General features: G+C 57.9%; 11 protein-coding genes and 1 tRNA gene. 9 read left to right on the top strand and 3 right to left on the bottom strand.

The window, feature by feature from the left end:
- From bufB to FP026_RS28425, 3 genes are all read right to left on the bottom strand, one after another.
- Positions 1-855, bottom strand: a complete 855-nt coding sequence (gene bufB, locus FP026_RS28435; protein ID WP_149637913.1) for an MNIO family bufferin maturase — start codon at positions 853-855, stop codon at positions 1-3.
- A gap of 145 nt (positions 856-1,000) precedes the next feature.
- The gene (locus FP026_RS28430; RefSeq protein ID WP_149637912.1) at positions 1,001-1,288 is read right to left on the bottom strand and encodes a BufA1 family periplasmic bufferin-type metallophore; all 288 of its coding nucleotides are present in this window, start codon (positions 1,286-1,288) and stop codon (positions 1,001-1,003) included.
- A 46-nt stretch (positions 1,289-1,334) separates the two neighbouring features.
- Positions 1,335-1,601 carry a BufA1 family periplasmic bufferin-type metallophore gene (locus FP026_RS28425; RefSeq protein ID WP_149637911.1) on the bottom strand — a complete coding sequence of 89 codons (267 nt, stop codon included), beginning with the start codon at positions 1,599-1,601 and terminating at the stop codon, positions 1,335-1,337.
- A gap of 290 nt (positions 1,602-1,891) precedes the next feature.
- Between FP026_RS28425 and FP026_RS28420 the strand changes: the two genes are divergently transcribed.
- From FP026_RS28420 to FP026_RS28380, 9 genes are all read left to right on the top strand, one after another.
- Positions 1,892-2,458 carry a sigma-70 family RNA polymerase sigma factor gene (locus FP026_RS28420; RefSeq protein ID WP_149637910.1) on the top strand — a complete coding sequence of 189 codons (567 nt, stop codon included), beginning with the start codon at positions 1,892-1,894 and terminating at the stop codon, positions 2,456-2,458.
- Positions 2,445-3,080 carry an NrsF family protein gene (locus FP026_RS28415; RefSeq protein WP_149637909.1) on the top strand — a complete coding sequence of 212 codons (636 nt, stop codon included), beginning with the start codon at positions 2,445-2,447 and terminating at the stop codon, positions 3,078-3,080. The genes FP026_RS28420 and FP026_RS28415 overlap by 14 nt, the downstream gene beginning before the upstream one ends.
- 237 nt (positions 3,081-3,317) lie before the next feature.
- Positions 3,318-3,391: transfer RNA gene (locus tag FP026_RS28410), tRNA-Gln, on the top strand.
- A 168-nt stretch (positions 3,392-3,559) separates the two neighbouring features.
- Positions 3,560-4,690: a glycosyltransferase family 4 protein gene (locus FP026_RS28405; RefSeq protein ID WP_149637908.1), complete on the top strand. Its 1,131-nt coding sequence runs from the start codon at positions 3,560-3,562 to the stop codon at positions 4,688-4,690.
- Positions 4,691-4,995: 305 nt separating this feature from the next.
- Positions 4,996-5,988, top strand: a complete 993-nt coding sequence (gene gmd, locus FP026_RS28400) for a GDP-mannose 4,6-dehydratase (protein ID WP_149637907.1) — start codon at positions 4,996-4,998, stop codon at positions 5,986-5,988.
- Between the two features lie 25 nt (positions 5,989-6,013).
- Positions 6,014-6,979: a GDP-mannose 4,6-dehydratase gene (locus FP026_RS28395; protein WP_149637906.1), complete on the top strand. Its 966-nt coding sequence runs from the start codon at positions 6,014-6,016 to the stop codon at positions 6,977-6,979.
- A gap of 79 nt (positions 6,980-7,058) precedes the next feature.
- Positions 7,059-7,553: a hypothetical protein gene (locus FP026_RS28390; protein WP_149637905.1), complete on the top strand. Its 495-nt coding sequence runs from the start codon at positions 7,059-7,061 to the stop codon at positions 7,551-7,553.
- A gap of 13 nt (positions 7,554-7,566) precedes the next feature.
- The gene (locus tag FP026_RS28385) at positions 7,567-10,473 is read left to right on the top strand and encodes a glycosyltransferase family 4 protein (protein ID WP_149637904.1); all 2,907 of its coding nucleotides are present in this window, start codon (positions 7,567-7,569) and stop codon (positions 10,471-10,473) included.
- 43 nt (positions 10,474-10,516) lie between these two features.
- A complete protein-coding gene (locus tag FP026_RS28380) occupies positions 10,517-11,641 on the top strand; it encodes a glycosyltransferase family 4 protein (protein WP_149637903.1) in 1,125 nt (374 codons plus the stop codon).
- Positions 11,642-11,650 lie beyond the last annotated feature (9 nt).

Below are 11,650 nucleotides of genomic sequence, written 5' to 3'. Positions count from 1 at the left end.
TCAGGCTGCCTGGCGCTTGGCCGCGCGTTTCAGGATGGCGTCAGCAGCCTCGGCCTCGGCTCTCAGAATCGGCCATTCCGGGACGTCATTGTCCCATTCGACCAGGCTGGCGATTGGCCCGATCCGGCCGATAAGCTCTTCGTAAAGCGCCCAGACCTGATCCTTCACCGGCGTATCGTGGCTGTCGATCAGGAGCGGCGCGCCTGAATCGTCGATGGTCTCCGAATGTCCGCTCAGATGGATCTCGCGCACCCACTGCACAGGGAAGCGCTCCAGATAGGCCCGCGCATCCATATGGTGGTTGGTGGCGGCGACGAACACATTGTTGACGTCGAGCAGCAGGCCGCAGCCGGTGCGGCGGGCGACGTCGGCCAGAAACTCCGTTTCCTCGATCGTGCTTTCCTCGAAGAGCAGGTAGGTAGCCGGATTCTCCAGCAGCATCTGGCGCCCGAGCAGCGCCTGAACCTGATCGATATGGTCGCAGACCAGCGCGAGCGTTGCTTCGGTATAAGGCAGCGGCAGTAGATCGTTGAGAAAGGTCGTGTCGTGGCTCGACCACGCGAGATGCTCCGAAAAGCTCTCCGGCTCGTAGCGATCGCAGACGATCTTCAGGCGGGCCAGATGTTCGCTATCCAAGGGCTGCATCGAGCCGATGGAAAGGCCGACGCCATGGATGGACAAGGCATAGTCCCGGCGCAGCCTGCCAAGCTGGGCATGTGGCGGACCGCCGGCGCCCATATAGTTTTCGGCATGAACCTCGAAAAAGCCGATCGGCTGCCTCTCGGCATCGATTGCGGCGAAATGCTCCGGCTTGAAGCCGACACCGGCGCGGCGGGGAAGTTCGGACGGTTTCATTGCAGCCTCCGGGATAGAGCAGTTCCAGCAAAAGTGCGAAGCGGTTTTGCGTTCGGAATTGCGTGAAAACATAGAGATCATTCCGTTCGGGAGGCGGGCGGCGCCTATGAGAAAAATGCGCCGCCCACGTGTTCGCGCTGCCTTGTCAGACGGGCGCCGGACCCTGCATCAAAGTGCCGTGACCGTTCGGCGTCTTGATCGTCTCGCAGGTTCCGGCGGGAACCAGCTTCCACGAGTTGCGCTGATAGTCGACCTTCGCTGTTCCGGCGCAGGTCGTGCCGGGGCCGGCGGCGCAATCGTTCTGGCCCTTGAGGGCGATGCCGTAGCATTTTTCCTTGGCATCGGCGGCCGAGGCGGTCGTCGTTGCGCCGGCAGCCAGCGTCACGGCGGTGGCAACCGATGCGGCCAAGGCGAGTGCGGACATCTTGTTCATGACATGCTCCTTACGACAGGTGATTGGCTGATGATCCGGTTTCGGATCAGGCCGGGGTCAGCGAGCCATGGCCCTTCGGGGTCTTCATGGAGGTGCAGGTGCCTGTGGGAACGAGCTTGAAGGACATCTTGTCGTAGCTCATGGTCGATTTGCCGGCGCAATCATGCTTGCCGGCGGCGCAATCGTTCTGACCCTTGAGGGCGACGCCGTAGCATTTTTCCTTGGAGTCGGCTGCCGATGCCGGGACAGCAACGGATGCAAGTGCCGATGCGATGGAGCCCGCGATGGCCAGGGTGATGAGGCTGTTCTTCATGGATCTGTCTCCTTGATGGGATGCGAGCCGCCATTGGCTTGCATCGAGGTCTACGGAGCGTCCCGGCCGGATGTTACAGCCATATCGGAATTTTTTCGAGATGGCGTCCATTATCCTGCGCCGGCTATCTGCCGGGCCGGAGTTATATGCGCCTCATGACGGTGAAGCTGATACGGGTATCAAGGAAGGGTGCGGGAGTTCGGCGGTTCCCGATGGAAACGAAAGGGCTTGAAAAATAAGTGCCGTTGCCGGTAACGAAATCCTGCGATCCCGCGTATAGGAGTTGTCGGATGAATCATTCGGCGCGCGAAAAGGAATGGGCAGTCTGGATGCGCGCCGCCATCAGCGGCGATGCGCAGGCCTACCACCGTTTCCTGTCCTCGGTGACGCCGCATCTGCGCGCCATGGCGAAAAGGCGCTGCGATCAGTTCGGCGCGCCGGTAAGCGAGGCCGAGGATGTGGTTCAGGAAGTGCTGTTGGCCATCCACCTGAAGCGCGGCACATGGGATTCATCACGCCCGATCGGGCCTTGGCTGTCGACGATCGTGCGTAACAAGCTGATCGACAGCCTGAGGCGGCGTGGGCGACATATGAGCGTACCGATCGACGATGTGATCGATTTTCTGGAGGCGGAAGAGCATTCCGACGCCTTGGATCGGTTTGATGTCGATCGTATGCTGGAGCAGCTGAAGGATCCACAGAAAACCATCGTACGCTCGATTTCCGTCGAGGGAACCAGCGTGCGGGAAACGGCGGACCGGCTGAAAATGACGGAAGGGGCGGTGCGCGTGGCGCTGCATCGCGCGCTGAAGGCGCTTGCGGCCCTCTATCGGAGTGAGACCAGTGAAGACCGATGACCTCATCAATCTTCTGGCGCAGGATGCGCCGGTCCGCGCGCGGATCGGCAAGGCCCTGACCATGGCGGTCGTCGCGGGAATTCTGATCAGCGGCGGCATTTTCTTTGCGATGATCGGCTTTCGAGCCGACGTAGACAGCGCGATGCAGACCGTCCGCTTCCTGTTCAAATTCGTGGTGACCATTGCGCTCGCGGCGACGGCTTGCGCCGTCGTCTTCCGCATCGGCCGGCCGGGCGTATCGCTGCGCATCTGGGGCTGGACGCTGCTGGCGGCGCCGCTCCTGCTGCTTGCCGCCGCCGCCGTCGAAATGGCCGTCATGCCGGCCGACAGCTGGAGTGCGCGTATGATCGGGCACAATGCCCGCTTCTGCCTGACGTTTATTCCACTGCTGTCGATCGGCCCGCTTGCCTGCTTCGTGTTCGCGCTTCGCCATAGCGCGCCGGAAAAGCCGGGGGCCGCTGGTGCCGTCGCCGGCCTTGCCGCCAGCGGCATCGCCGCGACGTTCTACGCCTCCAACTGCACGGATGACAGCCCGCTTTTCGTGCTGCTCTGGTACCCGATTGCGATCGCCATGGTGACGGCTGTCGGATATATTCTCGGCAAGCGCCTGTTGCGCTGGTGAAAACGATCTCGTCGACCTAGCGACAAGTGAAGATCTCTCCCTGGTCAGCCTTTCGGAGCGGTCCCGATGGTGAGGTTCGGAATATCCGCTGCAACACCGGGATTAGAGACCGTTATCGCTCGCCGTCCCGATCCTCCAAAAAATTGCACCCGCCCGCGTTAAAGTGTTTGCATCCGTGGAAAATTCGATTATAGAGGCCATGCTTTCCCCGCGGGACATAAAATGTTCGGCGGTCGTTGGGGAATAGTTCAATGGTAGAACGACGGACTCTGACTCCGTTAATCTTGGTTCGAGTCCAGGTTCCCCAGCCAGATATCCTTCATTAAAAAGATCGATCACAGAGCCTCTTGGCGAGCTGGAGTTTTCTTCGAGTTCTCGTCGCGCTCTATTTCCTTCTTTTATGAGTTTATGGGGCAGCACTCTTCCCATGCTTCTGTTATCCAGGTGACGACGCCGGTGCTTTTCGATACAGGAGCGACATGCGCGTTCTCCATTTTTTCAAAACCTATTGGCCTGATACATTCGGCGGTGTGGAGCGGACGATCCATGCGATTGCCAAGGGGGTGGCCAAATATGGGGTCGAATCCGATGTCCTTTCACTCAGTGAAAAGCCGGGCGAAAACAGCCGCGAATTTGATGGCCACATGGCCCACAAGGCGAAGCTCGATTTCGAATTCGCGTCTACCGGATTTTCGCGAGAGGTATTTGGACGTTTCCGTGAGCTGAGCGGCAAGGCCGACGTCATCCACTATCATTTTCCCTGGCCGGTGATGGATATCGTCCATCTCGTCATACACACCGGCAAGCCGACGCTCGTCACCTATCACTCCGATATCGTGAAGCAGAAGGTTCTGCTGCAGTTCTATAAGCCTTTGATGTCCCGCTTCCTGTGCAGTGTTGATCGCATCGTTGCGACCTCGCCCAATTATCTTGAGTCGAGTGATGTCTTGAGAAGGTTTCGAGCCAAGACGACCGTCATTCCGTTGGGCCTCGACGAGGCTGACTACCCCAAGGCCGATGATGTGACGCGTATGCTGTGGCGCAACCGTTTTCCCGGCCACTTTTTCCTGTTTGTCGGTGTGTTGCGGTACTACAAAGGCATTCATATTCTGGTGGAAGCGGCCAAGAGGAACGGCCTGAGCGTCGTCGTCGTCGGCAGTGGGCCGATGGAGGAGGAATTGAAGCAGGCCGCGCAGGGCGCCGAGAATGTCCATTTCGTCGGTGCTTTACCGGATCAGGACAAGATTGCCCTTCTTGAACTTTGCGAGGCCCTCGTCTTCCCATCCCCCCTTCGCTCGGAAGCCTTCGGATTGTCGTTGGTCGAGGCGGCGATGTTCGGCAAACCCATGATTTCATGCGAAATCGGCACCGGGACGAGTTTCGTCAATTTGAATAACGAGACGGGATTGGTCGTCCCACCTAATGATGTCGATGCCCTATCGGATGCCATGAAGTGCATCTCGGAAGACGCGGAAAAAGCCGTTGCCATGGGTGCCGCCGCCCGTGATCGCTATCTCGCGCATTTTACGGCAGAAAGAATGTGCGAGGGATATCATCGCCTTTATGATGAGCTGACGGCGGGACGATCGATCGCAAGGGAATCGATTTGATGCCATGCCGCAGCCTTCTTCGCTTCGGCAATGCGAGGAGACCGGCTTTGGCATCAATGAACTCCGATGCCGGTCGATGGCCCAAGATTCTCCAAATTCGTTGAGGTAATACGATGTGACCGAGCACAAAGGGTCGATTGTGGCATGAGTGCATAAATTGTTTTTGATGCTCGCCATGAGGGAAGTTGTTCTGGCTCGTTGTCATTGGGAGCTATAGAGGTTAAATGGCGCATAAATGAGCGTTGGTATGGGCGCATGTATTTAGTGACGGCGCCGAGCTTCCCCGGTTGGGTTGATCGAACGCGATGAGAACGGAGATTAATGTGGCGAAGAAAGCACTGGTAACGGGGATCACGGGTCAGGATGGCGCCTATCTGGCGGAACTCCTGCTGCAAAATGGCTACGAGGTTTATGGCCTTGCTCGCCGCTCGAGCACATCGGACGTCAACCTCAGCCGACTGCAATGGCTCGGCATCGAAGGCCAGGTTCGGATCGTCGATGGCGACCTGATGGATCTTTCCGGTCTTGTGCGCACGCTCAAGGACGTGAGGCCGGAAGAGGTTTACAATCTCGGGGCGCAGTCCTTCGTCAAGTCTTCGTGGCAGCAGCCTTATCTGACCGGCCAGGTTACGGCTCTCGGCGTGACGAATATCCTAGAGGCCCTTCGTCTCGAGCAGCCCGAGGCTCGTTTCTACCAGGCTTCCTCCTCGGAAATGTACGGTCTCATCCAGGAGCCGATGCAATCCGAGCAGACGCCGTTCTATCCGCGTTCGCCTTATGCGGTCGCCAAGCTTTACGGTCATTGGATCACGGTCAACTATCGCGAGAGCTTCGGTCTTCATGCCTCGAGCGGCATTCTCTTCAATCACGAATCACCGCTGCGCGGTATCGAGTTCGTCACGCGTAAGGTGACGGATGCCGTTGCCCGCATCAAGCTTGGTCTGGCAAAGGAGCTTCGGCTCGGCAACATCGATGCCAAGCGTGACTGGGGGCATTCGAAGGATTATGTTCGCGCCATGTGGCTGATGCTGCAGCAGGAGGTTGCGGATGACTATGTGATTGCGACCGGCCGCACGACGACCGTTCGCGACATGTGCGCCATCGCCTTCCAGCATGCGGGCCTGAAGATGGAAGACCACCTGGTCATCGATCCCGAACTTTTTCGCCCGGCGGAAGTGGATGTACTGCTCGGCAATCCGGAAAAGGCCCGCAAGACGTTTGGCTGGGAGCCGAAAATCAGCCTGGAGGAGATGATCGTCGAGATGGTCGATGCCGACCTGAAGCGGTTGAGCAAATAGGCCCGAGCAAGTGGCGGGGCGCCCCATGCCGAGGGAACATCGTATTCTTGTGACAGGTGCCAGCGGCTTCGTCGGCTCATGGCTGTTGCGTGAGCTCGAGAGCCAGCGGCTGAAACATGGCCAGAGGCTGAGCGTGTTGACGGCCGGCCAAAGCGATGCATCCGGGTGGAAGACGGAGATCACCGATCGAGGCCAGGTGGCGAACCTGGTGCGGGAGTGCCGGCCAACGGCCATCGTCCATCTGGCTGCGATCGCGGCGCCTGGGGATGCGCGCAAGCTGCCGCAGCGGGCTTGGGACGTGAACCTCCAAGGCACGATGAATCTCGCCTACGCCGCAATGGAATTTGCGCCCGAGGCAAGGTTCATCTTCGTCGGCAGTTCCGAAGCCTACGGGGCGTCGTTTCTGGATGCGGCGGGAGAGCCGATCAAGGAAGACGCTGCCCTGAAGCCGATGAGTGTCTATGGCGCGACGAAGGCTGCGGCCGACGTGCTTGTCGGCCAGCTTGCCTATGATGGATTGAAGGCGATCCGGTTTCGTCCGTTCAATCATACGGGGCCGGGCCAGGCGGTGGACTATGTGGTGCCTGCTTTTGCAAGGCAACTTGCCGAGATTGCCGCGGGCAAGGCCGAGCCCCGCATCAGCGTCGGAAATCTCTCGGCTTTCCGCGACTTTCTCGACGTTCGCGATGTGGTGCGTGCCTATGCTGAGGCGGCCTTGGGGGACAGGGCGTGCGCTGCGTTCGGCAAGGTCTTCAATCTGTCCTCCGGCCGATCCGTGCAGATCCAGTCGATACTGGACATGCTGATCGAATTGTCTGAAGCGGATGTGGAAATCGAGGTCGACCCGAAGCGGCTGCGCGGACCGGAAATCGCCATCGCCGCCGGCGACAACAAGGCAGCTTTCGATGCCTTCGGCTGGAAACCGGAAATAGAGTTACGCCAAACCCTTAGCGATGTGCTCCAGGATTGGAAAATCCGGATCGCGAGCTAACCTCGTCGAGGGATGCAAGGCCGGGCGGATCCATTCGGAACACTGATGCTGTGTTGCTACCCGAAGAAGGCTCATATTTGTGAACAGCGATAAGCATTCGATCGAACATCAGCCGGAGCAGCATCTCATTCGTCTCCTTGAACAGAAGGACGATCAGATACGCGATCTGGAAGATGCAGTCTGGGACGCGGATAGTCGAGAGCGTACGCTGCGTCAGCAGCTTGATCAGATACATAATAGTTTCTCGTGGCAGCTTACGCGTCCCGTTCGGGCTGGAAGTCGAAAGCTATCCGCAATCAAAAGGTTACCTAGCCGAAGCGTCATGTTTTTTTTAGCAGGACTCCTGCGCTGGCTTTCCGCCAGGCCGCACTTGAAGGACGCCTGCCTGCGATTGGCGCAACGTTTCCCGATGCTGAAGAGAAGACTTGCCGCAATTGCCATAGCGCAGGGCTATGGTGTTCCGACACTTGACTTTTCGGACGATAATCAGGAGGGGCAATGGTTTATCGATGCACCGAAGTCGGCAGTAGCGCGATGGAGCAGCCTGCTTCAAGATATCTCGAAATCGAAGTGAAAGACGATCATTGATGCGATTGTGGATCGATGGCCAGTGTTTCCAGACAGCAAGCAAGTGGCGTGGAATCGGGCGCTATGTGCAAGAGTGGCTTCTGGGAATTATCGACAACCACCCGGATGTAGAACTTCTTGTTTCGCTCAATGCCGGAATGCCGCAGGATGCGCTGGCGGCTCGCGATCATCTTCAACAGTGGCTCAAACCCGCTAATATCTTCATGTGGCATGGCGTTGCCGATGGTGGAGAAGGGGTCGACGGCTATTCCGAAAAGCGTCGGCTCAGTGAGATAGCGCTCGCATATCATGTCGCCTGCATCAATCCGGACATAGCAGTCTCTGCCAGTCCATTTGAAGGTATGAGGGACAGGGCGGTTCCGCTTGTTCCCAACGATATTTCGTCAATTCCCGTTGCATCCATCTTCTATGACGCAATTCCGTATCGCTATCCCGAGCAGTATCTTCAGAGTTCTGCTACTCGCGCGTGCTATGAGCGGCGCCTTGGTCTCCATGCGAAATTCGATCTCAATCTTTGCATTTCGGACTATTCGCGGCGTGAATGCATCGAGATCTCGGAGAATGCTCATGCAATCAATATGCTTGCCGGGATATCGAAAGATTTTAAAGACGCAATCGATCACCCGGAGCTGAGATCGTCGCGCCCGACGCCGAAACGCTTCGTCCTTTACGTTGGCGGGTTGGATTGGCGAAAGAATGTGGAATCGGCAATTGCCGCATTTGCGCAGCTGCCTGAAGATTTGCGAACGCAGTACAGTTTCGTCTTGGCCGGCGACCATCCGAAAGCGCTTCTGAGAGAAGAGGAGGAGCGCTGGCGCAAGCTTGGACTTCCGCAACAGGATTTTGCGGCGCTCGGGCATGTGACGGACAGTCAACTCGTCGCCCTTTACAAAGAGGCGGATCTGGCAATTCAGCCCTCGCTGCTTGAGGGATTCGGCCTGACCGCGCTTGAAGCCATGACCTGTGGCACACTTGTGATCGCTTCAAACACCGGTGCTCTTCCAGAGGTGATTGGGGACCGGGAGTTTCTCTTCAATCCCGCCGATGTTGCGGACATTGCACGGGTCATGCGTCGAGCGTTGAGTAATCGCGAGGCGGCAAAGACTGCGGCCGCACGGCAACAGAGCCGCGCCTCCGACTTTAGCTGGGCCAAGACCGCAGCCATCGCTGTCACCGCTCTAAAGGACGTTGCCGGCAAAGCCGCGGCCTTGCGGGATGTGAATTCGCAGGCGAGGGTTGAAAAGGCCGTTTTGCAGAAAGTGGAAAAGATCGGCCTGCCGCGCGATTTCGTCTCGGAAGTGCTGGCGCGCAGCGAGATCCCGAGTTCCGGAAAGCCTCGCCTTATCGTGGATGCGACCTCGACATATCGAGTTGATCACAAGACCGGGATTCAACGGGTCGTTAAAAATATTTGCGCCAATCTGCCGCCGGAGCGTGTTGTCGACGGACAAAGCGTCGAGCTCGTCGTCGCTTATAGCGATTCTCTCGACGGATGGTTTCCCGTCCTCAAGACCCTGGAAAAAGCCAAGGATGCAAATGCATTCAGCGAGGATGCCCGCCTGCAGTTCGGGGCAGATGACCGCATCTTGATGCTCGATAGCTCTTGGGAGTTCTTCAAGTACCACTATAAGACATTGCATGCCGCGCGATTAAGGGGCGCGACGATTGTCTCCTGTCTGTATGACACGGTTCCGCTGAGATTTCCCGGCTTCTGCGATCCCGGAATGTCTCCGACATTTTCGGTATGGTTCCAGGCGGCGCTTGCATACTCGAACGCGTTTATCTGCATATCAAAAGCCGTGGCCGACGAGCTGATCACGATACTGGAAGGTATTCGGTTTCCGCGTGAGATGAAAATTGGCTATTGGCATCTTGGTGCAGATTTCAACCAGGCTATCGTCCGCACAGATATTGCCGAGCAGGTGCAGAGTGCACGCCACAATTTCCTGATGGTTGGAACGCTCGAGCCGCGCAAGGGATATGCGCTCGCTTTAGATGCACTTGAAAGATTGTGGGACGAGGGGCGAGATGTCGGGCTGACGATCGTGGGAAAGCAGGGCTGGGGCGTTGAGCATCTGATCCGCCGCATCAAGCAACATCGCGAATACGGCGAGCGTCTCTTTTGGCTCAATGGTATTTCGGACGAAAAGCTCCAGCAGGCCTATGCAGGGAGTGACGCCCTCATTGCGGCTTCCTATGCAGAAGGTTTCGGTCTTCCCATCGTGGAAGCGGCGCACTTCGGAAAAGCCGTGATCGCAAGCGATATTCCCGTTTTTCGCGAAGTGACCGCGGGCGGTCAGAATTGTCAATTTTTCACAAGCGGCTCCTCGGAGTCTCTCGCTGCGATGATCCGTTCCTTTCTCGATACTGCTCCCTCATCATTCGAGCCCGTCACGAACAATGGGATAAGCTGGAAAGAAAGTGCCGAGGAGCTGCAGCGAATAGTGCTCACGGATGACTGGTATCGGATCTATGCGCCGGGGGACAAGAAGGCCTATGTGCCGATTACCGACATGGGCGATATTAAGATGGCAGGCCCGCTTGTTCGCGGAGACACCCGGCACAAGATCGAGCTGATTGAAGGGCCGATCGTGGCGGACAATAGGACGCTGAAATATATCGTCCGTGTTACAAACCTCTCGCCGAAGCCGTGGGCCAGCGCCGGAACCGCCGGCGACGCGTTTGGGGTTGCGGCGAGCTATCGTGTCTTGTCGGCCGATGGCGATATCAGCTATCCGGATAACGACCGCTCCCGTATTCCATTCGTCCTGCCACCGGGGGATAGCCTTTATCTTGGCATCGAGATCCCATCAGAGTTCAAGCGAAAGGGTGCCGCCTTCGCCGAGATAGGCCTGTTCCAGGAATCGGCTGGCTGGTGGAGCAATCCGCTGCAGGTTCCGCTGTGATGACAATAATCGAGACATTCGTCGACCGAAGGGTAGCCTCCGCATGAAGATCGGTATCGATGCGCGCAATCTGACGACGAGCATGACCGGAATTGGCCGCTATGTGCTGGAAATGAGCCGACATCTCGCGCTTCGTGGCCATCAGCTTTATCTTTATTTCCCGCAGTCCCCTCACGGCGACGTAAAGAACCTGCCGCCTGCGCAGCTGCGCGTCGCGCGGTTCCCGGGCGGGGTAAAGCGCATGATCTGGGCTCAGACCGAGCTTCCGCGCCGCGCCGCGCAGGATGGCCTCGATGTTTTCTGGGGACCGGCGCATCGTCTGCCATCCTTTCTTGATCGCCGAATTGCCCGTGTCGTCACGATTCATGACCTCGTCTGGAAAGATATGGCGGCAACCATGCGATGGCAGACGCGCATGGGCGATCGCTGGTTGATGAAGCCGGGAATCGCCGTTGCGGACCAAGTGGTTGCCGATTCCGAGGCGACGGCCAATGCGCTAAGGGAGCAATTTCCCGCATACGCTGAAAAGCTGAGTGTCATTTATCCGGGTTTGACGGCCATCCAGGGAGGGTCGAAAGCCAAGTCTCTGTCGTCATTTGGGATCAATCGCTCCTATATCCTGTTCGTCGGAACGCTCGAGCCGCGTAAAAATCTGTTGCGACTGCTGCAGGCCTATGCCTCCCTGCCGGAGGCGATTCGACAGGAATTGCTGCTGGTACTCGCGGGCGGCCAAGGCTGGAGGCTTGGCGACCTTAAGGAGCACATTGCAAGCCTTCATCTACAGTCATCCGTTCGGCTGACCGGTTATGTGTCGGATGCCGATTTGGCGCAGCTTTACGGCCAGGCGCGATTCCTGGCGATGCCATCGCTTTACGAAGGCTTCGGATTTCCCATTATCGAAGCCAATGCGATGGGAATACCAGTGCTGACGTCTAATCGGTCTTCCATGCCCGAAGTTGCCGGGGCCGCCGGTGTCCTCGTTGATCCCGACGATGTGCAATCGATTTGCAGGGGCCTGGAGAGCCTTGTGGCCGACAACGTGCTTTATGACCGCCTTGCCGGAGAGGCGAAATCTAACGCCGGTCGATTCGATTGGATAGAAAGTGCATGCCAGCTAGAGCGGGTGTTCGAAACTGCGATTGCCAAGCGTCGCCAAGGCGTCCGCTAAGGCCCGGGT

The sequence above is a fragment of the Martinezella tropici genome (assembly GCF_008370325.1).
GTDB classification, from domain to species: Bacteria; Pseudomonadota; Alphaproteobacteria; order Rhizobiales; family Rhizobiaceae; genus Rhizobium; species Rhizobium tropici_B.
Note: the sequence above shows the minus strand (reverse complement) of the source record. Positions and strands in the feature narration are given on the sequence as shown.

Excerpts from the sequence above, each read along its gene's own strand:
- FP026_RS28430 (WP_149637912.1), bottom strand. The coding sequence starts at position 1,288 with ATGAACAAGATGTCCGCACTCGCCTTGGCCGCATCGGTTGCCACCGCC.
- FP026_RS28380 (WP_149637903.1), top strand. The coding sequence starts at position 10,517 with ATGAAGATCGGTATCGATGCGCGCAATCTGACGACGAGCATGACCGGA.
- FP026_RS28395 (WP_149637906.1), top strand. The coding sequence starts at position 6,014 with ATGCCGAGGGAACATCGTATTCTTGTGACAGGTGCCAGCGGCTTCGTC.
- gmd (WP_149637907.1), top strand. The coding sequence starts at position 4,996 with ATGAGAACGGAGATTAATGTGGCGAAGAAAGCACTGGTAACGGGGATC.
- FP026_RS28425 (WP_149637911.1), bottom strand. The coding sequence starts at position 1,601 with ATGAAGAACAGCCTCATCACCCTGGCCATCGCGGGCTCCATCGCATCG.
- FP026_RS28385 (WP_149637904.1), top strand. The coding sequence starts at position 7,567 with ATGCGATTGTGGATCGATGGCCAGTGTTTCCAGACAGCAAGCAAGTGG.
- FP026_RS28405 (WP_149637908.1), top strand. The coding sequence starts at position 3,560 with ATGCGCGTTCTCCATTTTTTCAAAACCTATTGGCCTGATACATTCGGC.
- bufB (WP_149637913.1), bottom strand. The coding sequence starts at position 855 with ATGAAACCGTCCGAACTTCCCCGCCGCGCCGGTGTCGGCTTCAAGCCG.
- FP026_RS28420 (WP_149637910.1), top strand. The coding sequence starts at position 1,892 with ATGAATCATTCGGCGCGCGAAAAGGAATGGGCAGTCTGGATGCGCGCC.